26 protein-coding genes are annotated in these 25299 nt (G+C 45.5%); 1 reads left to right on the top strand and 25 read right to left on the bottom strand.

Features of this window, described 5'->3' with window-relative positions; genetic code table 11:
- Window positions 1-20 precede the first annotated feature (20 nt).
- The 8 genes from SWH54_12615 to SWH54_12580 all read right to left on the bottom strand — a co-directional run bounded on the left by SWH54_12615 (window position 21) and on the right by SWH54_12580 (window position 8912).
- Window positions 21-572: a hypothetical protein gene (locus tag SWH54_12615; GenBank protein MDY6792102.1), complete on the bottom strand. Its 552-nt coding sequence runs from the start codon at window positions 570-572 to the stop codon at window positions 21-23.
- Between the two features lie 36 nt (window positions 573-608).
- Window positions 609-1109 carry a DUF2867 domain-containing protein gene (locus SWH54_12610; protein ID MDY6792101.1) on the bottom strand — a complete coding sequence of 167 codons (501 nt, stop codon included), beginning with the start codon at window positions 1107-1109 and terminating at the stop codon, window positions 609-611.
- Between the two features lie 49 nt (window positions 1110-1158).
- Window positions 1159-4407 (bottom strand): efflux RND transporter permease subunit, encoded by a 3249-nt coding sequence (locus SWH54_12605; GenBank protein ID MDY6792100.1) that lies wholly within the window; start codon window positions 4405-4407, stop codon window positions 1159-1161.
- Between the two features lie 61 nt (window positions 4408-4468).
- Entirely contained in the window at window positions 4469-5509 is a 1041-nt protein-coding gene (locus tag SWH54_12600) for an efflux RND transporter periplasmic adaptor subunit (protein MDY6792099.1), read from the bottom strand.
- A gap of 145 nt (window positions 5510-5654) precedes the next feature.
- Entirely contained in the window at window positions 5655-7010 is a 1356-nt protein-coding gene (locus SWH54_12595; GenBank protein ID MDY6792098.1) for a TolC family protein, read from the bottom strand.
- 91 nt (window positions 7011-7101) lie between these two features.
- On the bottom strand, window positions 7102-7401 hold the full coding sequence (locus SWH54_12590) for a hypothetical protein (protein ID MDY6792097.1): 300 nt from the start codon (window positions 7399-7401) through the stop codon (window positions 7102-7104).
- A gap of 338 nt (window positions 7402-7739) precedes the next feature.
- Window positions 7740-8654 carry a DMT family transporter gene (locus SWH54_12585; GenBank protein MDY6792096.1) on the bottom strand — a complete coding sequence of 305 codons (915 nt, stop codon included), beginning with the start codon at window positions 8652-8654 and terminating at the stop codon, window positions 7740-7742.
- Between the two features lie 60 nt (window positions 8655-8714).
- Window positions 8715-8912, bottom strand: coding sequence for a YwbE family protein (locus SWH54_12580; protein ID MDY6792095.1), 198 nt, complete (start codon window positions 8910-8912; stop codon window positions 8715-8717).
- A 210-nt stretch (window positions 8913-9122) separates the two neighbouring features.
- Here SWH54_12580 and SWH54_12575 point away from each other — a divergent pair, with 210 nt between their 5' ends.
- A complete protein-coding gene (locus SWH54_12575) occupies window positions 9123-9266 on the top strand; it encodes a hypothetical protein (protein ID MDY6792094.1) in 144 nt (47 codons plus the stop codon).
- A gap of 47 nt (window positions 9267-9313) precedes the next feature.
- Here the strand turns inward: SWH54_12575 and SWH54_12570 are convergent, their stop codons facing one another.
- The 17 genes from SWH54_12570 to SWH54_12490 all read right to left on the bottom strand — a co-directional run.
- On the bottom strand, window positions 9314-10351 hold the full coding sequence (locus SWH54_12570; GenBank protein MDY6792093.1) for a proline racemase family protein: 1038 nt from the start codon (window positions 10349-10351) through the stop codon (window positions 9314-9316).
- Between the two features lie 17 nt (window positions 10352-10368).
- Window positions 10369-11487 carry an NADH:flavin oxidoreductase gene (locus SWH54_12565; GenBank protein ID MDY6792092.1) on the bottom strand — a complete coding sequence of 373 codons (1119 nt, stop codon included), beginning with the start codon at window positions 11485-11487 and terminating at the stop codon, window positions 10369-10371.
- A gap of 301 nt (window positions 11488-11788) precedes the next feature.
- Window positions 11789-12538, bottom strand: a complete 750-nt coding sequence (locus SWH54_12560; protein ID MDY6792091.1) for a Mut7-C RNAse domain-containing protein — start codon at window positions 12536-12538, stop codon at window positions 11789-11791.
- A 235-nt stretch (window positions 12539-12773) separates the two neighbouring features.
- Complete coding sequence (locus tag SWH54_12555) at window positions 12774-13259, bottom strand: isoprenylcysteine carboxylmethyltransferase family protein (protein MDY6792090.1); 486 nt, start codon at window positions 13257-13259, stop codon at window positions 12774-12776.
- Window positions 13260-13272: 13 nt separating this feature from the next.
- Complete coding sequence (locus tag SWH54_12550; protein MDY6792089.1) at window positions 13273-13527, bottom strand: cytoplasmic protein; 255 nt, start codon at window positions 13525-13527, stop codon at window positions 13273-13275.
- A 123-nt stretch (window positions 13528-13650) separates the two neighbouring features.
- Window positions 13651-14415 (bottom strand): P-loop NTPase, encoded by a 765-nt coding sequence (locus tag SWH54_12545; protein ID MDY6792088.1) that lies wholly within the window; start codon window positions 14413-14415, stop codon window positions 13651-13653.
- Window positions 14416-14455: 40 nt separating this feature from the next.
- Window positions 14456-15412, bottom strand: coding sequence for a PHB depolymerase family esterase (locus tag SWH54_12540; GenBank protein MDY6792087.1), 957 nt, complete (start codon window positions 15410-15412; stop codon window positions 14456-14458).
- A 537-nt stretch (window positions 15413-15949) separates the two neighbouring features.
- A complete protein-coding gene (locus SWH54_12535; protein ID MDY6792086.1) occupies window positions 15950-17173 on the bottom strand; it encodes a bifunctional alpha/beta hydrolase/OsmC family protein in 1224 nt (407 codons plus the stop codon).
- A gap of 315 nt (window positions 17174-17488) precedes the next feature.
- Window positions 17489-17989, bottom strand: a complete 501-nt coding sequence (locus tag SWH54_12530) for a flavodoxin family protein (GenBank protein ID MDY6792085.1) — start codon at window positions 17987-17989, stop codon at window positions 17489-17491.
- 552 nt (window positions 17990-18541) lie between these two features.
- Window positions 18542-18919: a pyridoxamine 5'-phosphate oxidase family protein gene (locus SWH54_12525; protein ID MDY6792084.1), complete on the bottom strand. Its 378-nt coding sequence runs from the start codon at window positions 18917-18919 to the stop codon at window positions 18542-18544.
- A 78-nt stretch (window positions 18920-18997) separates the two neighbouring features.
- Window positions 18998-20083 carry a linear amide C-N hydrolase gene (locus tag SWH54_12520; GenBank protein MDY6792083.1) on the bottom strand — a complete coding sequence of 362 codons (1086 nt, stop codon included), beginning with the start codon at window positions 20081-20083 and terminating at the stop codon, window positions 18998-19000.
- A gap of 116 nt (window positions 20084-20199) precedes the next feature.
- A complete protein-coding gene (locus SWH54_12515) occupies window positions 20200-20973 on the bottom strand; it encodes a carbon-nitrogen hydrolase family protein (GenBank protein ID MDY6792082.1) in 774 nt (257 codons plus the stop codon).
- Between the two features lie 122 nt (window positions 20974-21095).
- Window positions 21096-21509, bottom strand: coding sequence for a hypothetical protein (locus SWH54_12510; protein MDY6792081.1), 414 nt, complete (start codon window positions 21507-21509; stop codon window positions 21096-21098).
- 98 nt (window positions 21510-21607) lie between these two features.
- The gene (locus SWH54_12505; GenBank protein ID MDY6792080.1) at window positions 21608-22132 is read right to left on the bottom strand and encodes a GNAT family N-acetyltransferase; all 525 of its coding nucleotides are present in this window, start codon (window positions 22130-22132) and stop codon (window positions 21608-21610) included.
- Window positions 22133-22241: 109 nt separating this feature from the next.
- Entirely contained in the window at window positions 22242-22649 is a 408-nt protein-coding gene (locus SWH54_12500; protein MDY6792079.1) for a hypothetical protein, read from the bottom strand.
- A gap of 76 nt (window positions 22650-22725) precedes the next feature.
- Window positions 22726-23727 (bottom strand): radical SAM protein, encoded by a 1002-nt coding sequence (locus tag SWH54_12495; protein MDY6792078.1) that lies wholly within the window; start codon window positions 23725-23727, stop codon window positions 22726-22728.
- A 1151-nt stretch (window positions 23728-24878) separates the two neighbouring features.
- A partial coding sequence (locus tag SWH54_12490) for a FlgO family outer membrane protein (GenBank protein ID MDY6792077.1) occupies window positions 24879-25299 on the bottom strand: 421 nt, incomplete at its 5' end.

The raw sequence follows: 25299 nt of genomic DNA, 5'->3' as shown, positions 1-25299 counted from the left end.
CCGTTTGAGCATAAAATCTGCTATCGATAACCTGATGATTCCAACAAGTTTAGAAATAATTCTCTGAGGTGGTCAAAGAATTGATTTCGTGTGGTTTCAACATGCAATGCTTCGTCATAATCAAGGATAACTCTGTCCTGATGCTTAAACCTGTCCGGCTCCACCTGTAACGCATAAGAATTAACCTGTCTTTCCCAGAACCACTCTGCACTGCAGAGCTGTATGTATTCCGGGTCAAAATGAGTGATTTTGTTAAGAGCGGCAATGAGACTTCTTCCCCAAGCACTGTGCTCAATACAAAAGGCAATGTAGGCAATCCTGTACTCCACGCGCTCAATTTTTTCTGTACGCGGCAACGGTTCAAGGTTGTGGGTATTATTCTGACTGTTGTAGGTAAAATGCCCGTAGCAGCATTGCAGGGTGAAACAATAAGGCAAGCGATTAATTGTTTTAATCAGTCCTATGATGGGGGCGTCGATCATGCCATCAGTGAGGCCGGCCAGCATTTGTTGCTTTTGTTCCTGATAACCAATGTTTTTAACCAGTTTTTTGGGTTCAGTGTAGGTTTCCAACTGAGTTATTCCTAAGCTATAAAATGGTTGACTCGGTTACTTCAGCCCATGCTGAGCCATTCGTGAAACAACCAGGTGATGAAACGGTCGAATAAGATTAAAATAAACCGAACCTGTCCAATGCTTATAAAAAACAGTAGTAATAACGTAGAAGCGATTAATAGAATGGCTTACAGGTTCTTTGACAACGCCGAAATATGCCCGTAAATGTTTGTCATCAGGGATTTCCGAAACCCAAAAGATATTCTCTTTGGCGCGTCGAACGATGAAAAAGGTAACATTGTCTCCAGGGGTAAAAGAAACATCTTCCGGTTTCAGGTTGGGCAAATTTTCCGGGGCTTCATGTTTAACAAGGCCCAAAAGGCCGACGAGCAGCCTGCGGATACGATAGAGTTGGACGATCCACCATGGATAGTAGGACAACATAGATGCAATAAATTTCCTCAATGTGGTCTTGCCTTGGAATACTTTCACATCAAAGAAATCAGCTTTTTGGAAATATTTTTTCAGCTCACTGAATTTGAGAAGATATTCCATTTTATTCGCCTATAAAGAGTGTATTTACTAGACCCCTTGATGAATCATATTATTCCTCTACTATTTCAGCAGTCACATCGGCACCATGGGCGTGGGCTGATTCCCATCGTTTGTCCATGTAGTACAATATAGGTACGGTCATGCGGGAAAAAAGCAGCGATGCAATTTCGCCGGCCATCAGGGAGATGGCCAGGCCTTGAAAGATGGGGTCGAAAAGGATTACCGAGGCTCCCACCACCACTGCGGCAGCGGTAAGCATCATGGGTCGAAACCTTACCGCTCCGGCATCCACCACGGCCTGATCTAAAGGCGCGCCCTGTTTAACCCGCAGTTCAATAAAATCCACTAGAATAATTGAGTTACGTACCACAATACCTGCGCCGGCAATAAACCCGATCATAGAGGTTGCGGTGAAGAAAGCCCCCATGGCCCAGTGGGCAGGTAAAATACCGATGAGAGAAAAAGGAATGGCAACCATGATTACTAACGGAGTGGAAAAGGATTGAAACCAGCCCACCACCAAAACGAAGATTAGGATCAGTACCACTGCAAAGGCCATGCTCAGGTCGCGAAAGACTTCGTAGGTGATGTGCCATTCACCGTCCCACTTCATGGCATACTTGCGGTCGCTGTTGGGCAGATTGGCAGTGTGTTGTTGAATACCATAACCCTCTGGCAGTTGAATCGCATCGATCTTTTTTCGCATTTCCAGAATAGCGTATACCGGGCTCTCCTTTACGCCGGCCACATCACCGGTCACATAAACCACGGGCATGAGGTTTTTATGGTAAATGCTTTTATCGGGTGCGGTCATATCAGCACGCACCAGAGAAGAGAGCTGAACCAGATGGCCGTCAGAAGCCTGCAACTTGATATTTCCCAAACGTTTCACATCGGCACGGTCCGCCAACGGCAGTTTGAGAATGATCGGGACATCTTCTCTTTCTCGGGGTTGATGCAACAGTCCCACCTGTCGGCCACTCATGGCCAGCTTTAAAGTACTGCTGATCTGGTGCGGAGTAATGCCATGAAGAGCGGCTTTTTCGCGATCCAAACTCAGGAGATATCTGGGATGTTCGTCCTCCATAAACCAGTCCACATCCACCACCCCGGGGGTTTCTTCAAAGACTTGCATGATCTGAGCGGCAATTTCACGCTGGCGTTCATAATCGGGTCCGTAAATTTCAGCCACCAGGGTAGAGAGAACCGGTGGACCGGGGGGAACTTCGGCCACTTTGATACGTGCCCGATGGCGCCGGGCAATCTGTACCAGGGCAGGACGAACCCGTTTGGCTACGGCATGGCTCTGTTGCTTGCGGTGGCCTTTTTCTGCCAGGTTGACCTGGATATCGGCATGATGGTTGGCCTGACGCAGATAATAGTGACGGACCATACCGTTGAAGTTAAAAGGACCGCTGGTGCCCACGTGGATCTGGTAATCGGTGACTTCGTTTACGGTGGAAAGGTAATCTCCCATATCCTGGGCTGCCGCAGCAGTGGCTTCCAGGGTGGTTCCCTCTGGCATGTCAATGATCACCTGGAATTCGCTTTTATTGTCAAAAGGCAGCATTTTCACTTGGACCATTCCAATGCCCACCATGGCACAGGCCAGTAACAGCAATCCCACCACAGCCGCCAAAAAGATCCAGCGCCAGCGGCGACGGTGGATCAGGGGGTTCATCACCCTGCGATAGAGGCGGGTGCTCCAATCCTCGCGGGAATGATTATGGGTTTTGCTATGACCGCTGTCATTCGATCTGAGTATTCGAACTGCTGCCCAGGGGGTAACGATGAAGGCCACCAGAAGGGAATAAACCATGGCTGCCGAAGCTCCCACAGGAATGGGCCGCATATATGGCCCCATCAATCCGCCCACAAAAGCCATGGGCAATATGGCGGCGATCACCGCCAAAGTGGCTAAAATGGTGGGATTACCAACTTCGTCTACCGCTTCGATGGCGATCTTGAAACGGCTGCGGCCTTTGTTTTCCGGCAGGTGATTGTGACGAACCATATTTTCCACCACCACAATGGCATCATCCACTAAAATACCGATGGAGAAAATCAACGCAAATAAGGTGATACGGTTGAGGGTATAACCGTACCAGTAAAAGGTGGCCATGGTCAGCGCCAAGGTAACCGGAATGGCCAGGGCTACCACACCAGATTCACGGAGTCCCAGTGTAAACCAGATCAACAGGGTCACCGAGATCACGGCAATGGCCATGTGAAACAGCAGCTCATCTGATTTTTCTTTGGCGGTTTCGCCATAGTGCCGGGTGACGGTCATTTGAATGTTGTCTGGGATGATGGTGCCTCGCACATCTTTGATACGGTGAAGCACTTTTTCCGCAACCGCAATAGCATTGGTGCCTTTGCGTTTGGCAACCGTCAACGTGATAGCCGGAAAACGATCCCTGTTTTTGATGTGGCTTTCTGCTGAGGCCGGTCCGGTGCCAAAGAAAAGATACTGGTCTGATTCTGCCGGACCATCCTCGATTGTAGCAACATCCTGTACATACACAGGACGACCGCCGTGGGTGCCGAGAATTACCCGGCGAACGTCTTCGATGGTATTTAAAAAACCACCCACATGCACGGTCACTTGTCCCTTTGGGGAGGGATAACCACCGGTATCGGCTTCCTGGTTGGCTGCCTGCAACATCATGGCCGCCTTTTCCAGATCAATGCCCACCGATGCAAGGCGCAACGGGTCAAAGAGAACACGAATCTGGCGCTGAACCCCACCAATGATTGATGTTATGGATACATTGGGTTCACGTTTGATGATAGTTTCCACTTCAGCGGCGACTCGGCGAAGGATATAGGGTTCCACCTGACGGGACCAAAAGGTCAGAGCAAGGATGGGCACATCATCGATATAGCGCGGCTTGATCAGGGGTGGAGTGGCTGCCCATGGAATGCGGTCAAAGTTGGCCAAGAGCTTAGACTGCAGCCGTACGATGGATTCCTCTTCGTCCTGACCCACCAGAAATCTTACCACGGCCATACTCAATCCCGGGCTGGAGGTGGTATAGACGTACTCCACTCCGGGAATTTCCCAGAGAAGTTTCTCCATGGGACTGGTGATACGTTGTTCCACTTCTTTGGCGCCGGCACCGGGCATCTGTACAAAGATATCGATCATGGGTACAATGATCTGGGGTTCTTCTTCCCGGGGAAGGGCAACTACTGCGGCAATTCCCAGCAAAAGAGAGGCTGTAATCACCAGGGGCGTTAGTTTGGAATCGATAAAAAAGCGAGCGATTTTACCTGCTGTACCGGTAGTATCAGTCATTATTTGCTCCAGCTATGATAATATTTAACTCAACGTGAACTCCGAAGTTGAAAATATCGATTTAGGTATCGCTTTTTACCTTAACACCATCTTTCAATGCAAAAGACACTTTTGAGACATAGTGTTGACCGTCGGTGAGGCCGGAGACCACCTCAACATGTTTACCGAAGGTTTTACCGATGCGAACCAACCGGAAACGGGCGATGCGGGAATCATCCACTACAAAGACTCCGTTTAACTGTCCTTGTTCTACGATGGCGCTTCGCGGAATGAGCAGGATACCGCTGCCACCAACGGGAAAAGAGACCCGGGCAAACATGCCTGATTTATAATCGGGTCCTTCAGGCATGCTTACCTTGACCTGGAAGGAGCGACTGCGGGCATCGGCCGAGGGAAAAATACGGCACACCTTGCCGTCAAATTCCCGGTCGTTCATCGCCGGTACCACAATTTTTACGGTCATATTTACCCGGATCGACTGTATGTATCGCTCCGGCAGCACCAGATCGGTGCAATATAGCCCCTCTTGCTCTACGGTTAAAAAAGGTGTACCGGGAGAAGCCAGATCCCCCGCGTTAACCATTTTGGCTACCACTCGGCCGGCATAGGGTGCCCGAACCTGGGCGTCTTTGATGCTTACCCGGGCCGCGGCCACGGCTGCCTGAGCCTGACGGTACTGGGCTTCGGCACGATCAAACTCCTGTTGGGAAGCCGATTGAGCCTCAAGTAATTGTAGATAACGCTGATACTCCTTGGCAGCCACTTCCGCCGTTGCCTGGGCCTTCGCCAGGTGGGCAGCCACCTGGCGCTGATCAATGGTCACCAGCAGATCACCTTTATTAACCAGATCGCCCTCGCGCACATGTACGGACTGGATCACACCCATGAGTTTGCTGGATATGGTGCTGGCGGTACGTGCAGCGACCGTGCCAACCGCCTCATATAAAAAGGGCTCATGGGTCAGTTTGGCCACCAAAACAGGGGCTTTGACTGTGGGACACTGTTGGCTTTCTGTCGTGCCCGGTTCGATTTTATCGCCGCATGAAATCAAAAAAGCGATGGGCAAAATAATGGTCAACATGTAACCGAGTGATTTATTCATGCCAAGCTCCAAATTTTAGATGTTTCGTGGAAGACAGAAAGCCCCACCGAAGCAATAAATTGCCGATCAGAGCTTCAATTAATTTCTATCCTAAAAATTATTGCTACCGGTGACAACTGACACTATTGGTCTTTAACCCATGATGTTATTCAAAGTTCTTATCAATGATGCCTGCAGCCAGCGCCAATTCAATGCGGGCCACCTTGTAATCATGCAATGCGGTGAAAAGCTGGATGCGGACCTGTTGCAATGCCGTCTGGGCATCCAGCAAATCAACGATGGTGAGCAGCCCGCTGGCGAAACGATTACTTACGATACGCAGGCTTTCTTCCGCCTGGGTAATTGCGCTGCGGGAAACGGCGATGCTTTGCCAGGCGCTTTGGGCTTGGTAAAATGAGCGCTGGGTTTCCACCCGCACATTCAGTTCAAAGCTATTGCGCAAAGAATTCAACTTGGCCACCATGGCTTTGGCCTCCGCTGTCTGGGAAGAGATGCGCTGACCGCTGTACAAATTCATTCTCAGCATAGCGCCTACGGTGTAATTGTCCTCCGCTTTGCTTAAATCTTCGCTATTGAGTTCATAGCTGCCCTGAAGAGAAAAGGTGGGCCAGTGGCCAGACCGGGCACGCTTCACCCCTTTTTCGGCAATCAATTTCTGGATATCGAGCTGCTTTAAATCAGGCCGTTTTTCCAGTGCCCGGTCGATCCATTGAGTCAGACTCTCTTTGGGGGGCACGCAGCGTTCAAAGGGTGAGGTCGGAACGATACGGGCGGCATCGGGCTGACCCATGGCGGCATGCAACATGGCCTGGGCGACCTGGATTCGGCTGTGGGACATCAACCGTTTTTGCTCCAGATCGGCGATACGCACTTGAGCACGCAAAACGTCGCTTTTTACCGATATACCGCTTCGAAAGCGATCTTGAACGAGTTTAAAATGAGCCCGGGATGTCTTCAATGATTGAGCAATGACACCATGGTTTTCAACTGCCAGCAGTAATTCCATATAGGCTTTGGCCACCAGGGCAATAGTTTGCTGCTCCGAGCGCCGCAGACTCAGCTCGGCCGCTCGTTGTCCCTGCTGTGATTGACGCCACCCAATCCAGGTCTGCCCACCGTCGAAAAGATTCCAGTTTAGGGAAAGTGCCGTGTTAAAATTGTTGATGGCATCAGGTTCATTCAAGCGGTCTGGATTAAAATCAGTCGTTTCAATAATCCCCTGGTTGAGTTTGGTGCCAAAGGCCCACAGGGGACTGTTGGTGCGGTTAAATCTTTCGGATAAATAGAGCTGAGGCATCAATCCGGAACGGGCGGTGGTGACCTGGAATCCGGCCGCTGCCACCTCGTGTCGGGCAGACATCACACGGGGATTGTGTTTCAGGGCAGAAGCAATGGCTTCCTCAAGGGTTAAAGGCTGGGAGGGAGACTCGGCCATGGATGTTAAAGGCGCGGCAAGGCTCAACAAACAAATAAAGGTCCACCACAAATATTGAACTTTCATACGCAAACTCCTATTCAATGGGAAATAATCCATTTATTTTGCCTTAATGAGCAAAAACATATCGGGAGATGGTTGAAAAAATATTGATGGGTTATTTATCTTGACATGCAGTTAAAAGATGATCCTGTGCTTTTTGTATTGTTTTGAATACAGAAAAGTTAAATATCACTTTGTTTTCATTCAACATCTCAAACATTCGAGATATGCCAAAGTCTATATCTCTGCTCACCACCCAAGCAGCCAGACCGTTACCTCTTTGCTTTCTATATTTATTGGTCATGTGGCCAATAGCCAAAAGATCGTCATTGTTTAGGTGATCAAGCGTGCACTTGCGGACATCCCACAATATGTCAAGTGCAACATCCCAGTTTGGATGTTTAATAATTTTCAAATAACACATTTCCAAGCTTTTAAGATCAAATGGCCCCGATAGCTCAATCTGAAAATAAGGGAATTTATTATTTTTATTTATATTGAAATTAATGAAAATAGTATCCTTACACTTTTACTTACCTGTAAACAAAAATGAAACGAGGTATCTTCATTGAAGATAAATTTAACAGAGCGGTTGCCAAGCTATTTTCCAATGCATGACAGAGCCTTTTTTTATTATAATATCTAATCGTTCAACTCATATCAAGCAATTTCGTAGTAAAAGAAGAGCCGGTGATAAAATTAAACGGACTGTCGACAAAGTGAATTGAGGCCAGGGCTTTTTATGGGTGGTATTTACCACATCAGAAGATAGATACCGAATACGGCGGTCACCGCCCCGGCCGTGGCCCTGCTGGATACGTGCTCTTTGTGAAGAAAAATTGAAAACGGAATGATAAAAACCGGGACCAGAGAGAGAAATGTGGAGGCCACTCCGGTGGTCAGATAATGCAGGACCAGCAGGGAGAGGGATACCCCTAAAAACGGTCCGATGGCTGAACCAATGGCAGTGTAGAGTACGGCTGTTGTATTTCTCACAGCAGCTTTGACGTTCCCCCATTTCGCGGTGACGGTAAAGAAAACAAGAAAGCAGAGGAATGCCGCAATTGCTCTGATCTGGGTGGCGGAAAATGCATCCAGATATCCCGATTCTGTCTGCATGCCGGTTTTGCTAAAAACATATCCGACGGCTTGACCGAACATTCCGCCAAATCCAAACAGAACACCCTTTAACGAGATATCCCTGATTTTCAATTTGGAAGGATTTAATGCTTTTTGATTTCTTTCGAGTATAACCATACAGACACCAAAAAGGGTAACAAACATCCCCACCCATTGGTAAGGAACATATATTTCATCCAGAAATAGCCATCCGATACAGGCTGCAGTGGGTGCGGCCAGGCTGAAAATCAGCATGGCAACCCTGGGTCCGATTTCAACCAGGGCCTTAAAAAGAAAAATATCTCCGATGAAAAAACCGATAACTCCGGAAAGAGAAAGATAAAACCAGGCCCTGACGGAAAAGGTCACGGGAATGATATATCCATGTCGGAAAAACAAAAGCAGGCTGAAAAGTATCAAGGCAACAGTGAGCCTGATAATATTGACTGGGGTTGCCTCCACTCTGTTGGATGCAGCTTCGAAAAACTGGACGCTGATGGTCCAGCAAAGTACAGTGGCAATGGCAATTAACTCGCCTGTCCAGGGCATGTGGATCCTTTGTTTTAAAATTAAAAATTTATTGGAAACTTAATTTTAGTATTACGATCGTCAACGGTGAATAATTTTGACCCTTCCCACCAAGCCGTTCTCCAGGCGAACCTTGATGCCGTGGGGATGGGCGGCAGATTTTGTCAGAATGTTCCTGACAATGCCTTCGGTTAACTTGCCGGTTCTCTGATCCTGCTTTAATACAATGGAAACTTTCAGACCGGTCATAATGTTCGCTCTTTTTGTTGCGTCAGTCATGTGGATAATCCTTAGTGCAATAATTCGTTATTTCGATAACGTATTTTATCTGGATTTCTTTCACCGCCCAGCTTGTCCCGCTAAGCGGGGCTTCGCTTAAGACACAAAGCACGCAGAGTGAGAAATTTATTGAGTGGCTGTTTCCTTTTGACAAAACCACCCTTGTCCATTAGAGAAAGGAAGTTTAAAAAGTCTACAGTTGAGGACAGCATGAGAAATTTTTTTTGTTTCCTAGGAATGGCAGGAATTGCCCTGCTTATTGCCGGATACTATTTTATCGATAATGGCAGATATTTTTATTTTGCGGGAATCGCCTTGATGGTCGCCGGATTTATTGGGATCAACAAAACATAAAAGATATCTCCGGAATTGCAAACGAACTCGTTTCCTCTTGTTTGTTTTTAACGAAGCACGAATCCGTCCTTTAAAGGATCTTCCGGGTCGATGAGAAATTCATTGCGTCCGGTAATTCGTGAGGTTCCTTCCACTTGTGGAATAATTGCTTCATGGGGACCGAATCGGGTGGTGCGAACCACACGTCCTGTGAAGCGTGTGCTGATAATACTTTCGATGGTGATCGGTTCATCAATCCGGATTTCACCCCGGGCGTGATGAATTGCAAGGCGAGCGCTGACACCCGTTCCGGTGGGGCACCGGTCGACTTCTCCTTCGGCGAATACGCATACATTGCTGCTGTGTGTGTCTTTGGAATGAGCCGGGCCGGTAAATATGGTGCCGTAGAGAAAACTCAGGTCCTCCTCAAACGGGTGCGGAATCGGCTGGCTTTCCATGATTGCTCTTTTGATGGCCATTCCTTTTTGAATGATGGCCGAAAAGTCATCAGGGGTGATACGCAATCCGACATCTTCCGCCCGTACAAACGCATAAAATGCTCCCCCATAAGCAATATCATAGCGAACCTGCCCCATATCCGGCACATCGATGGTTTCGTCAAGCGCCAGAACAAAAGACGGGACGTTATGAAAATAAACGCTTTTCACATGGTCGTTTTCAATGCGGGCATGAGCGGTGACCAATCCTGCCGGAGCATCGATCTTTACAACGGTTTCTGGTGCTTTGGCGGGTATCAACCCGGTTTCAATGGCCACATGGGTGATGCCGATGATGCCATGGCCGCACATGCTGCTGTAACCTTCGTTGTGAAGGAACAGAATCGTAAAATCAGCCTCCGGTGACACCGGCGGGGTAAGAATACAGCCGTACATGTCTGCATGCCCTCGGGGTTCCCACATGAGTGCGGTACGCAGGTGATCCAGATTTTTTTTCATGTAACGCCGACGGGCCAGAACACTGTCACCGGGCAGGTCCGGTAATCCGCCGGTGATCACGCGAAACGGTTCTCCCTCGGTATGGGCGTCGATGGTGGTGATTTTCTGCCAGTGATCCGGTGGGGTCCAGTGGTGCATTTTTTTATTCATCAAGTCACCTCCATTGTTCAAGTTTGCATGCGATTCTTCCATTTTACCAATTTATCATGATTCCAGCGGACACAGAAGGCGGGTTTCCTTTTCATCACCAGCTTCATGCAGGTGTCGCCGCAGCCCGGGTCATAATGGACAATATCGTTTTCTTTTCCCTGCATAATTTTTTCAGGCCATTGAGGATCCGCCCAGAGAACCCGGGCCAGTCCGATTAAGTCCGCTTTTTTTTCTTCGAGTATGCTTTCCGCCAGAGAACCGGTGGCGATTCTACCGGCCGCAATCACCGGAATATGGACTTTGTTTTTGACAGCGGCAGAGAGATCAACCATATAGCCGTTTTCTCTTGATTTGCTGATAATGTCCGGAAGAAAGAAAGATTCATAGGTTCCGCCCATGACCGAAAGATAGGCAATGCCTTCAGATTCAACAGAACGAGCAAAACGAACCGATTCATCCAGTTGCAGCCCGTCAGGTAGCCATTCATCTGCCATAAATCGATAACCCACCGGAAAATCTCCCACTTTGTTTTTGACTGCGTTAACCACCTCAAGGGCAAATCTCTGGCGGTTTTCCAATGAGCCGCCGTATTCATCATTTCTCTGATTGGTTCTGGGGGAGAGAAATTGAGCCAGTAAATAACCGGTCCCTCCATGAAGCTCGACCATATCAAAACCGGTATTTTTAACTCTTAAGGCCGCATCGGCAAATTGGTTTACCACCTTCCGAATGTCCGCTTTGTTCAATGCCTGAGGAACTTTACCAAACGTTTCAACCGCAGATGGGGCCACCGGTTGATTTACACCGGCAAAACGACCGGCGTGGTTGATCTGGAGACAGGCAACACACCCCTCCTGCTTAATGGTGGAAGATAGCTTTTTTAGTCCGTCGTTATTTTCATCGGTATCTGACCGCAGGGTTCGGTCAGAACCGCTGCCGGTGGGATGATCGATGGTTGAATTTTCAACCACGATCATCGCCACCCCGCTTTTAGCCATCAACCGGTAGTGTTCCAGTAATAGCTGGCTCACCGTACCGCCATCTCCGGCGTATCCGAGGTATAACGGTGCCATAGTCAATCTGTTTTTCAGCGTAACCCCACCAACGTTGAGCTCGGAAAATAAATGTGTATACATGATATTTTTCCTTTAACGACTTGAGTATCATTTGATAAATTCAACATTTTCAGTTTTTATAAAGCAGCAGGTATTGCTCGTATAAGAATTCGGTTTGCATATTTACTTAAGATAAGCACACTTCCTGGTATTGATATTCTTCAAGTTAATCAATAAAACAAGACAGGTATTATCGTCAGACTGAACGACTATGACAGAAACCGGAAAAAACGTAAAGCATATATTCATCAAGACGGATTTGGCACACCATTAGATATCGGCAGGTGTAAAACCTTTTTTCTCCAGCTATTAATACAAAGCATTACGGTTTTGTTTCATCGAGTATTTGGCAGACGACCTTTTTCATGTTGATAAAATGAGTTCCTTTCCAATAAATTTTATTGCAACGCGGGCATTGAGCATATTCATCATAGAACTCTTTTGTCTTTGGAGGGATTCGATCTAAAATATTTTCCTTTGGCACCTTCTTTAGCTGGCTGTTGCAACGAAGACATCTTGAAAAAGGCTTTATTTTATCTTTAATGTCAAGGAAATTTATGATTCGCCTGATCTGTTCGGTGGCTGTACCCGGGCGTACATAAATTCCATGGGTGACATCTTTGATTTTAAGGAGTTTTCTGCTTTGGGTGAGTATGATTCTGTTTTCTCTTTTGGATATTTTAATTATTTCGCGGGCGGAAATTAAGGGATCGTAAAATAAATCAAATCCCATGACTCTCATGTATTTAGCTATATTTCCAAGATTTGCATCGGCGATAAATTGATGTTTGCGAAGCGGGGTTTTTCTGAGCCGGCTCACCTTGGTGATATTAAAGGATTCAAAAACCGGATATACGCTCACCCGGTCATTATTTTCCATAATATAATTAAAATCTACCGATTTTCCATTCACCAGAATAAGATCGATTTCCGTATGAGGAATGCCGAGGGATTCGATCATATCCTTGATTGATCTTTTTTCTTTAAATTTTGCGACAAAATCAGTTTTTCTTCGGTGCTTTGGAAGAAAGTCATTTAATTCCTCATAAAAGCGGAACATTGCTGTTGGCATTATTTAAGTTTTCTATTTATGGATCTTCTCCAAATTAGTTGAAGAAGGGGGTTCGGGGATTCAAGGGGTCCAGGGTTCAAGTGAATATGAACGACTTGTTACCGATGAAATAAACATTTGAGTTTCCTACGTCCTTACTCCTTAATATTTTTAAAATACATCCATATAACGAGATGATCCCCATTTTATATTTATTGATGCGCTGAATAGGATGCGAAACCTGTGTAGAAGCAGGTTATAACAAGGGCTTTATCCAGCCATAGGGCATTATGCTTGGCACTTTTTTCTTATATTTACCATATTCGGAACCGAATACGGATTCCAAATAGTCCTCCTCCTTTTTGACCAGATTACGCAATATGAGGTACATGAACAAAGGTGTGGTCAGACCGATCCAGCTTTTTAATAAGAGGACAACCCCGGGGACAATAAAGACCATCCATGATCCATATAACGGATGGCGGCAACATTTGTAAACACCGCCTGTTACCAGTTTATCAGAGTTGTATGCCTGTGAAACTGATTTGACGGAAACCAGGAAGAAAGGGATTCCAACTGCCATCAGCGCAATCCCAAGGGTATTCAGCACCCAGGGAGGCAAAAAACTTATACGGAAAACAGGGTAGAAATAACGGCTGATTGCTATGGCCAGTATTCCATAACCAATTGAAAGAGCAGTAAAAGTGGGTCCTATGCCCCATCGGCTCATTTTTTCTTCCATATAGATCCTCTATTCATTGTTTGTCCTCTTTGAGAAACAATTGATGGTATTCAGGTTCAGTCAGATATTTTTTCATCATCTTATTGGTAATCTCAAATATCTTATTTAAATCGTCATCGGTCATCCGTTGCAGAATTGTTTTCATCAAATGGTCATCGGAAAATTTCTGCAGATACACTTGCACTGTACTTTCATTGGAAGATCGGTCCAGGCCATACCCAAAAAATCCATCATAGGTTTCTACAAAACGGTGAGAGTGTTTTGCCATAACGATCCCTTTACTATATTGTATTGTCCGTTTTGAAAGTGAAATCGAGGTGTCCGGCTGTTCAAATCAAATTTTTCAAAAAGATCCGGAAGCAGAAACAATCCCTTCAGACGATATATCGGTTTAAACCCATGCCTGTTCGATCGAATCACACACAGCTTCTATTTCCGGCATGTCAGAGTCCAGAGCTCTTCCTTTAAGATTGTTCAAAAAGAGTGAGCGGTGGTCAGGCAGACGTCCGATAATGGCCACGCCTTCCAGGGCGGTGGTGAGATCTTCATCAACGTCAGGGGTAATCTTGTTAAGAATTATCGATACCGGAAGCCTGGCTTCACTGGCAAAAGCCTCCACCCTTTTTGCCATCATAATGGATTCATAGGAGGGATCCACTATACAGAACACATGGTCGCACTGCCCGTCAAGACTGCGCCCGAAATGTTCCACACCGGCGGCTGTATCCACCATAACCAGATCCTGTTTCTCAAAGCTGAGGGATGAAAACAGCATGCGGAAAAGGCTTCCCATCGGACAGGCACACCCTTCGGCAAAATGTTGAATTTTACCAATGGACATCACCCGCATACGACCGAAAGATGCGATACAACGGTCGGGCAGGTTTTGCAGTGTCAAATTCGGGGGAAATAGTGATAAAGGCCCGTCAAGTGCCACACCGGTTGATTTTGTCTTGCCCCGGAAACCCTTTTTCCCTCCCAGGCTGTCCATCAGCGGAACAGGCATATCCAGCCCCAGCATACGATACAACCCGATATTGGATTCATCCGCATCCACCAGGAAAATGCTTTTTCCTCTTTTGTGCATGGCACTGGCCAAAAGAGCCGCCACTGTACTTTTACCGCTGCCGCCTTTTCCGCAGACAATTATTTTCATGGTTTGGTGTAAATCCTTTTCGGCCGATGTGGCTGGGGTATCAGCGTCGATAATCCTCGAAAAAATCCCAGATAACCCTGGCGGCATCATATCCATGCAACGGATGATCAGGTTGGAGGGTGCCAGTGAAATAGGGCCCCGGCCAGACATGCCCCCAGTTATTCACAGTGTATCGTTGAACCCGAATATTGCCCTGGTTATCGCGCCAGGTGCTACGGACGATGGCTCCCTGATAAAGAGAGGTTTCTTCAGCCCGGGGCAGGCACCGGTTGTGCGTTTTCCAGAATTCGGTCGATACCGGCACCGAAAGGTACTCCCTGCCATCAACCTTACCCTTGGCGAATCCTCCGGAATAGGGGACCGCTTTATCATTTGTGCCATGAAAAATAATGACTGGTAATGGGGATTCAGGCGGCTTAATTTGCCATAAAGATGTCTCAGGACTTGATCGCCCGCCTATGGATGACGCCAAAGGGGCAATGGCCGCCAGCCGGCCCGAACGTTCGGATCCGAAGCGATGGGTAAGCATACCCCCGTTGGAAAAACCGACCATATAAATGCGACGGCGATCCACCTTGACAATGCGGCAGGTTTCTTCGATAGCCATGTCGATGAATCCGACATCATCCACATCGTCGGAAGCCGCTTTTCCGCAACAATGCCCGGCATTCCAATGTTGCAGCCAACCGAAGATGCCGATGCCGTTGGGATATAGTACGAAAAAATTTTCTTTGTCAGCAAGTTTGCTAAAACCGGTCTGCTTTTCCATCGAACGGGCGGTTTCGAACGCGCCATGAAGGACAATCACCAGGGGTGACGGCTTCGAGGGCTCCCAGAGTGCGGGTACATGTAAAAGATAACTGCGTCGGGCCCCGTTGTAACGTATATTCAGGTGATGGGTATAGGACAGGCCACCCTTGAGATGATCTGGTTTAAGAGCAGGGGTACAGCTGCAGATCAGAAAACAGATCAAAAGGGCAAGCAGGTTTTTTAGCATAGCAAAAATTCCTGTTGACGCTGCCAATACAGTGGAGAAGCTGTTTCGACAATGGAGCACGCGGAAAAACTCGAAATTGGGGACTTAGATTATTATAAATTTCTGAGAAATCAGTTTATAAGTTTAGCGTTTGATATGAGATTTTGGTTCGGATATGCTCTGGCTATATTTAATAAAAGCATCTGTATCAATAATACCCTCAAATATTTTTTGTCCTATCCTTCTGCAAATAATGCGGCAAACCACAAGCCGGCACAACTATTCTTGATTGATGTTGTATACATGGTTGATATCACAGTCAAACAACCCTGTCAACTTCCAAACTGATGTATGTCCCCAGACCAGCCCCAACCCCATCGCATAGGTGATACATCAATTCTATAGATTCTATATTAAAAGATCCCCTTGGTAATTCTTTATATTTGTGTGGCTAAAAAAAATTATGCGTTGATTTAGACCCGCAACTCGCAACATATGGTTTTGTGATTGTACCCTCTTTGAAGCATGATAAGTGTCTGGACCTCGGAAAACGGTTTTTCATTTCTGTTTCATCACGGTATTGATCAGTACTTGTGAATTCAATGTTCGATGAACCGGGCATCGATCGGCGATCTCCATTAAACGATGGCGCTGATCGTCATCCAGAGGGCCTTTTAAAGAGATTTCCCTTTCGATTTGATCCACATATCCTTTTTTATTCTCACAGGCCTCACAGTCTTTGGCATGAATTTTCTTGTGGGAAAGCTCAACCACAATCTCTTCCAGGAGCCACTTTTTTCGATCCGCGTACATTCGAAGTGTCATCGACGTGCAGGCTCCCAGACCCGCAACAAGATAGTCGTAAGGAGAAGGGCCCAGGTTTGTTCCTCCGAAAGAGATGGGCTCATCCGCAACCAGGGGAAGGCCATTGGCCATAATCTCTGTTTTATATCCTTTACTCCCTGTACGGGCCACCACGCGATTATCAGGCACTTTTGTTTTCGGAGCCTGTTTAATCTGCGGATCAATATACCGGCTTGCCCATGCCGCGATTGTGTTCCCCACATATAAAGAATCTTCTTCTTTCATCAACAGGTGATCCGCCGTGTCCAGTGAAACAAAACTCTTGGGATGACGGGCTGCCTGAAAAATGTCTGCCGCGTTTTCAATTCCCACGGTGTTGTCGATCGGTGAGTGCAAAATCAAAAGCGCACTTTTCAGATTGCGGATGGAGTCGACCATACGCGTTTTTTCCAGATCTTGGAAAAATTGCTTCTTGATTTTAAACTGCCTGCCGGCCAAATTGACCTGCGCTTCCCCTTGTTCCTCAATCTCCTGTTTCCGGTCACTTAAGAGCCGGGTAACATGGACAGGTTCTGCAGGAGCACCGATGGTGACCACCGCTTTGCAGGAAGGTATTTGCGAGGCCGCCTGGATGACCGCGGCCCCTCCCAAAGAATGCCCGATTAAGATACTCGGGGCTTTATATTCCTTTTCCAAAAAATTTGCCGCGGCCACCAGGTCGGCCACATTCGATGAAAAATTGGTGTCTGCAAAATCTCCTTCGCTTTCCCCCAACCCGGTAAAATCAAAGCGCAGCACCGCTATCTTTTCACGGGTGAGTGCGTTACTGATGTGATTGACGGCTTTAAGATTTTTCGTACATGTAAAACAATGGGCAAATAATGCAAAAGCATGGGGACTGTCATCCACCGGAAGGCTGATTTGAGCAACCAGGTTATGTTTATCACTGCCTGGAAATTTGAGCTTTTTGGATATCATGCCATCTCCTTATGTCGAAGTGGTTTCAGAATTCCGCCAAATCAGCATATGACGGGCACTGCTTTCTAATATTTATTCTAATTGGAAAATGTCAATGTTAATTTTTTTCCATGAGCCTAACCGGTGGGTATATATGATAAGTCATATGATAAATATAGGACAATCTCTGACTTGCCTCTACGATTGAGTTGGGACGGCATGGATGGAGGGCTCAGCCTTATTTGTCGTTGAAGCGCCCGCTCAGGAGACGGGCGCTTTCATAAAGACGGAACAGGTTTCATGTAAGAAGATTGCAGGTGAATCAAATGAAGCTGTTTAACGGGCGAGGGCCTTGGCGATCATTTTCTGGGCCCAATCCTTTCCATCTTCAAGGTCGGCCGCGTCCGGATGCCCAGCAGCACCCTGTGCTTCCATGGCCCAGCCCCGATGCTCAGCCTTCTGCAGGAGAGCGTCAATAATACTCTGCTTTACCTGACCGCGGCAGCCGAAAGTCCCCAGTATCACGGTATTTTTGGAAATAGTCAGGGCGTGGTAGAAGGCTGTAACCGCAAGCTCTCCGCCCTTCATGGATCCGTGTGTGGCAAAATAGGCTATTTTCTGACCGTCAGGCAGGGTTTTCGCAAAGGCTTCGACACTACCCGGTACACTGTGGGACTGGACCGGAAACCCGATAAAAATAACGTCATAGCCTTCAACTCCGTCCATGTCTTTGATGGACAGGATTTCCTTTTCAGACGACTCGATTCCCTCAAAAATAGCCTTTGCTAGCTTTTCAGTATTTCCTCCTTCAGACAAATACGCTACCAGTACCTTCATAACACCCCTCCACTATTGAGAATTCTTAGAATGTCAAGCTATATTTCTGCTATCGCATCAAAAATAATCCGACCACATCAGACTCAACCGCGATATCATCCGACAAATCCGAAAAGTATTTTATCGGCCGCATACCTTTACCCGGTTGATCGCTTTTCCATTCAGCACCTGAACAAAGGGCCGGCAGTTCATTTTAATGCGCAGTTATAAAAAAATACGATCAGTGAGTCAAGGAAAAAGGACGGTCCGGCTAGCTCTGCTTTGATAAGAACAATCAACGCCCGCGATGTGCGCGGTCAGGACAGGGGTGATCAGACAATCCTTGTATATGGCTTCACACATGCTGTCGAAATATGGTTGGGAGCCGTTCAATCCTTATAGGTTATACCTCACCGCAGCAATTTTAAAAAAGTCCGCTGACAAATAAAAATGCCTCGCATATTAACGTCGAAAAAAAATTTAACCCGCATATATAGACCGCTGTTTCCTTTTCCACAGATAATTATTTTCATGGTTTGGTGTAAATCTAATTGTGAGTTTTTGAACTCTTTCCTAAAGAAGTTTCTCTGCTCCGGCATAAACCTCTTCCACCTTCAATGCTGCGGCAGCATGGCCGGGATGCTTTTCCGGGTTCCATTTTTTCATATCCTCAAAAACAGCCCCTTCGGTGTGGTATTCAATCCTTCCTTTGATCTGGTAGGACTTTTTTTGTTTGGTTAAAAAAAGAATCGTTCCCTTGCTGCCGGACTTTATATTTTCCAGCGTTTTAGAAAAATAGTTGTTCGCCACCACAATGGTATCTTCGCTGAATTTTGACACACAGGTGGTGTATATCGAATTGGGGATTCCATCATTATTTACCGTTGATAAAACGATGGGGCCTTCCCGTTCTTCCCATTCCTGACTCACTTTTTCCGGTAATACTGCCATCACATTCCTCCTTGTTAACATCTACCATAGGGTTTTACCTTAAATTTCGATAAAAAAACCATATCGCTTCTTATATGATCACTGCCGACAAATATGACTGTCCGGATATGTTGCCCGGCGGTCCATGACCACAGCGGGGGTATTTCTTAAAAACCATGTACCGTCAAATGCATCCCGGATTAAACGGTAATTTGTTTCTTTGGAGTAATCATAGAATAAATGGAGAATATTCCCTGTTGAATCGCTATTCATATCCAGCACTTCAACCGGGGTCGAGCATTTTAAATCAAAAGCAGTTAAATTTACACTTTTCATACCCGGGCACTTCCGGGTATGAAAATAGACTGTAAGGGCGTTAAGATCATAAACGATACTCCATTGGGTGGATGTGCTCTGTTTAACTGAGTATAAAATTTTGAATGCGTAATCCACCATGGATTTTTTGGGTTTAAGGTGAAAGTCACGAAGCATCTTTGAGGCAAAAACAAACCGTTTCATTGAACTTTCCCCTTTAATGATGGGGATGCTTCCACCAAAGCCTTGATGGGTTTTTAAATAAGACAGCGAAGCGGAATATCTGTCGTTGGCCAGTGCTTTTACCGGCAACGTGTCCTTGCTGTGAACCACCAGATTCCCCCCTATGAATTCGATGGTGGCGCAATTGCCGTTTTTATCGGCCACCAGGTAATGGATTCCCGGCTCTTCTTTATGAACTATCCTGATGTTGGACTGGTTTTCCACCACTTGATCTACGGTTGCGAATTTATCCAAATGATATTGAATCCACTGTAATTCTTTAATAACGGGCCTTTCATCCGGAGGCGGAAATGTGGTTTCCGTAAGCATCATCAGGTGAATTACCAGTCCGGCTTCGTTCATGCCGCCCATGGGAAATTCCCGTCCATACTGATTAAAGGTCAGGCTGCCATATTTGGACGCCCATTCTGCATAAGGCCCCTGCGCTTCAGCGTCGGGCATCGCTTTTTTAAACACCCCTTTTTTATTTATGATTATAATTCCCCGCCCGAGAAACCAGTCATAATTTTTGCCAAAAACCGATTTTCCCTGGTGATGAATAAAAAAGGTCGTGCAGGAATGGCCAGCCGTTATCCCTAAAAAAATAATGATAAAAGAGGGTATGATTGCTTTTAACATAGGCTTCATTTTGATAAATCCTGTTAAATAAATTTGTTTTATTGATGAATCCAAAATTGAATTCCTTCAGTCAACTCCTTTTTTTGTCAGGTGGCCCATTTGTCAAGAGTGCTGGTTTTATGCACCTAATCAGAGACATATCTTGGATATGTTTTTTTAGCTTTCTCTGCTTCGTTCAGATCTACGTCTATAGTTAAAAATGGTTGCTTTGGTGAAGTTAGACCTAATATTTTTCCCTCTTCTGGTTCAATGATCCAACCCACGCCGGCAAAATCACCGCCTGCTGAGGTCGTTCCCGCCAAATTTGAAGAAAGACAGAATGCTCCGGATACCACCGCAGCTGTTTGCCCTCCAAACACCCATTTTTTTACCGATGAACTGGGTGTGGCTCGGGGGCAAACAAGTAAATGAATGCCCTGCTTTCCATACTCCCTGGCATGTGAGTTAAACCAGAGTTCAGTGCAGATGAGAAAACCGACTTTGCCTTTGGAGGTTTTTGCTGCAGAGAATTTTCCATCACCCCTTTGATACCATGATGCCTCCCAAAAACCGGGTTCATCAGGAAGATAATACTTGGTATGGGCTACTTTTATGCCATTATCCGGTTCCCAGATATAGCCGATATTCTCTCTTCTTCCGTCGTTGATGACCGGCATGGTACTGATGACAATGGCCGGAGCCAACACATGAAGCCTGGTTATCCACTCATCATGAGCTTTCACCGCCTGTTCCCATTGGTGAGCATTTGCTTCTTTCTTATGAGCTAACCAATGAAAAAATGGCATCTCCGGCAACACCACCACCTCACTTCTATGTTTACCAATATGGTGAACCAATTGATCCCAGGCATTATTAAAAACAGCGAAGTCATTGGGAAGTTCACATACGGTTACCCGCATCTTTATAAACCTCTCTTTTCATGGATAAACATCCAGCAACGAGTGATCTCAGGTAGCGCCGTGGCGTTTAGCCGAGTGTAATAGGTGTGACCACCTCCCAAGCGGTCTGGTGCATCGAAAAGTTAAGCATCCCAGGTCTCATGATTAACCGAATCCTCTCTAAGCCCCAGCCATGCCAGAGCAGCGTCCATGGCACGGAAAACAGCGAAATTCCAGAGCACAGAATCAGAAAGGACTTCATACATTCTGGCGAGGCCGAAAGAGAGATCCTTTGGAGCGACTACGGCAACTTTTGTGTGTGAAGTGATGTCAGGTCGGACTGCCTGCAAGAATTCAGCGAATCGACGGAGGACACCGGCACTTCGGGGGCTGCTGTCCGCTTTCCGAAGGTCAACCAGAATGTTCATCGATGGCTTAAAGGTATCGCTTTTAAAGAACGAATTATAGAAAGCGAGAAATTCGTCATCTCCAATTTCTCCAACGTGAGTCAGGACGACCAAGTTATCTTCTGGCCTGATATGAGATTCGATGGCCATGAATCACCTCTTTCTTAGACTGAACTGACGGGTTATATGGATCTTTTTGCAGTTTTCAATTTTATTATTACTACAATTCGTTCTTATACCTCAGTTCTCTACTTGTTATTGATGATTTTCTTCATTATCAGGTCAGACTGTTGTTCATCTCCCATTCGAAATGAACGTCGTCCTGCCTCATTAAATCCCATCTTATTATAGAATGCGATTGCATCGACATTCTTTTCCCATACACCTAACCAGACATATCTTTTTTTATTTTCTTTTGCTTGCTGAAATGCGTAGTCCATTAAAACCTTGCCCAATCCTTTACCTTTATGTTCTTTCCTTACATATATTCTCTCAACTTCCATTGATTCTCTATCATTAATATCCGACTGAGCTGGCGCATCATTTATTTTGAGATATCCGACCAATTCATTGTCTAAATACATGAAATAAAACTTGCAACATGTACTACGAAGCTCTTCTGACAGTTTCTTCATGCTAAATGCTTGTTGAAGATACTTGTCCATTGTTTCAGGGCTATTTATTGACCTGAACGTTTCATCAAATGTTTCGTATCCAATTCTCTGTAACGTATCTAATTCATTGGTTAAACACTGTCGTATGATAACGTTCATGCGTTTTCTTTGATGTATTGGGTTGGTTGATCTTGTGAAGTTATGGTATATCATGCAAGCGGCACTGTCCACCCATTTTGTTTCTGTCACCACCTTTTGAACTGCCGGATTACACCCACTGTAACAATTTCAAAAAAAGTCCTGTCAAAAATAAAAATACCCCGCATATTAGAGTGGTAAAGAAGAATCTTAGCCCCCCATCTCTGGAGGGAAAACGATTACTTTCGGTTTTTTGATGGTGCCCAAGAGAGGGGGAGATGTATTTAGGGGGTGAAAGTTTAGCAAGTTGTGCCGGTGCCGTATTTCCTGCCAGAATCAAAGCACCGAAAAGCGCCACGACCAGGGAAGCATATATAAATCCAGATCCAATATTTTCCAATGATCGCCATCCAAAAATTAAACAGATAACCGGTACAATAACACCTGATAAAAGGTAAATAATTAAGCTTTTACGGATTACACGCGTTAGTTTTAGCGAAGAATTTGAAACATTCTTGTCAGTATCTTTATGTTTCATTTTTGAATATCCTTAGGCATATTCAGAACTGAACCATGACGGCCTGAGTGTTCAACGCATCATTGTCAAAATATATTCATCCGTTGCTATTGTAGTAGCGTGAGGGACCGCTCCACAATTTCCAATTGCTTTCACTAAAAATTGACTGACAGCTATTAACGGTTTCACCTCTGCCTTCTTCTGTCTTTTGCTCAATATCCCGAGGATTGGCGCCGACTTCTGCCCAAAAAAGATTTGCTCCGGCGATCGCACCAAGAGTACAAGGCTCATGGGTGCAGTTACCCATTACAGATCGCGGCATTCCCAACCGGGTAACAGCAACGATCTGAGCCATACGCAATTCGTTGATAACTCCGCGTTCTGCTATAGCGGTTCTAGGTATGGGGATACGTCTGGCAGCACCGCTATACGAAGGATTGAAAGAGGCCGTAAATTCTATCATCTCAGCCAACTCCTCGTTAGTGTGTTCCGGACCTACAGGTTCGACACATGTTCCGACTTCAAGGCCGGCCTCCATGAAGTTACGGATACTCTGTTTTCTTTTTTTTACTGAAAGTGTGGTATCCGTTCCCTCTCGCAATCGAACAGCGTGATAAACGCCTGAAAAGCCGGCATCCTTAAGCTTGACTGAATTCTTGAGCGTCTGGTCACCGACGTTGGCAATCAATGTCGTTTCCGGATTCAGGTTCCTTCTAATTTCCTCGGCCATTTCTATGAATCGTTCAAATGGATATCTGGCTGTTGACATCATGAACACCGCATTCGCACCATCTATCTCAAACTGGCGGGCATAGGCAACAGATTGCGCTATAGACAGCTCCGTTGCTTCTTTAAAGACACCGTTTATCTTTGCAAAAGAGCAGAAGAGACAGTCACAAGAACACGGAGCGAGATTGATAGCAAACTGCGCATGCACTTCGGCCATTCCACCGGAAAGCTCTTTCGAAAGACGTGTTGCTTCAGCCATGACCATGTATGCTTCGGAAGAATCTGGCGGCAGGTCAAGCAGATAGACGAGTTCTTCTTTAGACAGTACATCAAACGATCGCGTTTTTTTTAATATTTCTTCAGTATGCATATTTTACCGCCCTTTGAATATGTGATTCACATCGAACAGTAGATTGGAAACATCCTTTCAGACCGTGTCAATTGCTATAGGTTAGATGGTTTTTGCTTATTTATTGCTAGTCAGCTTCCATATTCTAGGAACGGTAACTAAAAGAAAGATTAAAAAAGTCATTTGTAATATTAGACTGTAGTTTTTGTAAAGTGGCAATAACCAATAATTACAGAGCTAAACCCCCAGCTAAGCTGGGGGTTTAGCTCTGTAATTAATGGGGACATCTGTAAGCATTATGCAAAAAGCCAAAATGTAACCAGCTCTGACATTATATATTAATAGTACAATAGCAAGTGGGTCTAACAGGGTCAGGCTGGTCCAATAAAAATTTAAACTTTCAGATGCACCGTACCACTTTGAATAAGGGAATAAACCTCCTCGCATAATATCCATTACATGGTTAAAGGTGGCAACGGTGAAAGCCAGGACAAATGCTATAAGAATCGCTGAATCAAGCCGCCTATTTTTTTTGGTAAACTGATTTATCCTCATCGAAATTTCATTATCTCGTTTATCTGGCGACAAGCCCAAGCGCATAAAGGGCTGAAGGATCGATAGCAAACGGAGTGCTTTGTGTCCGAGTGCAGCGTCGGATTACATGACTTTCACATCTATAACACTCTTTAAACATTGCAAAAAACTCAATACTTCTCATGCAGTTTACAATTTCAGACTGAAAAAATCAGCAGCGTTTTCGGCGGATATTTTTTCCAGAGTATTATAAGAAATATTTACCATCTTCAATTCATTTATCTCTCTGTCCCATGCATACGGGATATTGGGAAAATTTGTTCATTGTTATCTCAATAAAGTTGTACCAGCATATAGTTTGTCGGGTAACATTGGTAATTATTACAAGAATTTTGCCAGATTGCAAATTAATTTTCTTTTCCGAATGGTTCATGCGTGAATAATTCAGGTTGGATACGGTTTGCCTGAGTGATAATGAAAACCTCGAGGTTTCAGCGATAGCAGCTTTTACTTGCTAAAACGAGGGTAGGGTGGGGGGCCTTTGGAAAAATATATGGCGCCGGCCAGATCGATCAGCTCATGGGTAAATGTAAGGATGCCCAAAGACACGATCGCAGAATTTCCGAATTGAAAAAATATTACCTTTTTTCATAAAATTTTTTGGCCAGGTTTACAACGATTTGTTCTGCCATCTTACCTATGCTATCTATGTCCAATTTACCGGTGCATTTCTCGGCAGTGAGAATAATACCTGATTCTACGTCTATGATGCGGGCATCTAACCGCAGACTACTTCCTATCTTAATCACACTTCCCGTAACTATAGCATCTGCACCTGTTATTTTCCCTATTTGCTTGGCATATGAGGTGTCAATAATTCCAGATTGGCTGAGCTTAAATTCTTTTATTACTTTTTGCAGTTGTTCTCTTTCAATAATTTTAAAAGATTCAGAATTAACAAAAGACGTGGTTAAAATCTCAGAGACAATTTTTCCCAAGTTATCTTTCTTGGCCTCTTCGTTTAGACTCTGAAATTCTATGATTCCAATCTTTACTTTC

It is taken from the genome of Thermodesulfobacteriota bacterium (assembly GCA_034189135.1).
Taxonomy (GTDB): domain Bacteria; phylum Desulfobacterota; class Desulfobacteria; order Desulfobacterales; family JAUWMJ01; genus JAUWMJ01.
The sequence above is the reverse complement of the archived record's forward strand: the minus strand, read 5'-3'. Positions and strand labels throughout refer to the sequence as shown.

Excerpts from the sequence above, each read along its gene's own strand:
- SWH54_12595 (MDY6792098.1), bottom strand. The coding sequence starts at position 7,010 with ATGAAAGTTCAATATTTGTGGTGGACCTTTATTTGTTTGTTGAGCCTT.
- SWH54_12570 (MDY6792093.1), bottom strand. The coding sequence starts at position 10,351 with ATGAATAAAAAAATGCACCACTGGACCCCACCGGATCACTGGCAGAAA.
- SWH54_12580 (MDY6792095.1), bottom strand. The coding sequence starts at position 8,912 with ATGACTGACGCAACAAAAAGAGCGAACATTATGACCGGTCTGAAAGTT.
- SWH54_12605 (MDY6792100.1), bottom strand. The coding sequence starts at position 4,407 with ATGACTGATACTACCGGTACAGCAGGTAAAATCGCTCGCTTTTTTATC.
- SWH54_12510 (MDY6792081.1), bottom strand. The coding sequence starts at position 21,509 with ATGGCCATCGAATCTCATATCAGGCCAGAAGATAACTTGGTCGTCCTG.
- SWH54_12525 (MDY6792084.1), bottom strand. The coding sequence starts at position 18,919 with ATGGCAGTATTACCGGAAAAAGTGAGTCAGGAATGGGAAGAACGGGAA.
- SWH54_12545 (MDY6792088.1), bottom strand. The coding sequence starts at position 14,415 with ATGAAAATAATTGTCTGCGGAAAAGGCGGCAGCGGTAAAAGTACAGTG.
- SWH54_12530 (MDY6792085.1), bottom strand. The coding sequence starts at position 17,989 with ATGAAGGTACTGGTAGCGTATTTGTCTGAAGGAGGAAATACTGAAAAG.
- SWH54_12535 (MDY6792086.1), bottom strand. The coding sequence starts at position 17,173 with ATGATATCCAAAAAGCTCAAATTTCCAGGCAGTGATAAACATAACCTG.
- SWH54_12550 (MDY6792089.1), bottom strand. The coding sequence starts at position 13,527 with ATGGCAAAACACTCTCACCGTTTTGTAGAAACCTATGATGGATTTTTT.
- SWH54_12500 (MDY6792079.1), bottom strand. The coding sequence starts at position 22,649 with ATGAAACATAAAGATACTGACAAGAATGTTTCAAATTCTTCGCTAAAA.
- SWH54_12565 (MDY6792092.1), bottom strand. The coding sequence starts at position 11,487 with ATGTATACACATTTATTTTCCGAGCTCAACGTTGGTGGGGTTACGCTG.
- SWH54_12555 (MDY6792090.1), bottom strand. The coding sequence starts at position 13,259 with ATGGAAGAAAAAATGAGCCGATGGGGCATAGGACCCACTTTTACTGCT.
- SWH54_12575 (MDY6792094.1), top strand. The coding sequence starts at position 9,123 with ATGAGAAATTTTTTTTGTTTCCTAGGAATGGCAGGAATTGCCCTGCTT.
- SWH54_12560 (MDY6792091.1), bottom strand. The coding sequence starts at position 12,538 with ATGCCAACAGCAATGTTCCGCTTTTATGAGGAATTAAATGACTTTCTT.
- SWH54_12610 (MDY6792101.1), bottom strand. The coding sequence starts at position 1,109 with ATGGAATATCTTCTCAAATTCAGTGAGCTGAAAAAATATTTCCAAAAA.
- SWH54_12585 (MDY6792096.1), bottom strand. The coding sequence starts at position 8,654 with ATGCCCTGGACAGGCGAGTTAATTGCCATTGCCACTGTACTTTGCTGG.
- SWH54_12495 (MDY6792078.1), bottom strand. The coding sequence starts at position 23,727 with ATGCATACTGAAGAAATATTAAAAAAAACGCGATCGTTTGATGTACTG.
- SWH54_12515 (MDY6792082.1), bottom strand. The coding sequence starts at position 20,973 with ATGCGGGTAACCGTATGTGAACTTCCCAATGACTTCGCTGTTTTTAAT.
- SWH54_12505 (MDY6792080.1), bottom strand. The coding sequence starts at position 22,132 with ATGAACGTTATCATACGACAGTGTTTAACCAATGAATTAGATACGTTA.
- SWH54_12540 (MDY6792087.1), bottom strand. The coding sequence starts at position 15,412 with ATGCTAAAAAACCTGCTTGCCCTTTTGATCTGTTTTCTGATCTGCAGC.
- SWH54_12520 (MDY6792083.1), bottom strand. The coding sequence starts at position 20,083 with ATGAAGCCTATGTTAAAAGCAATCATACCCTCTTTTATCATTATTTTT.
- SWH54_12600 (MDY6792099.1), bottom strand. The coding sequence starts at position 5,509 with ATGAATAAATCACTCGGTTACATGTTGACCATTATTTTGCCCATCGCT.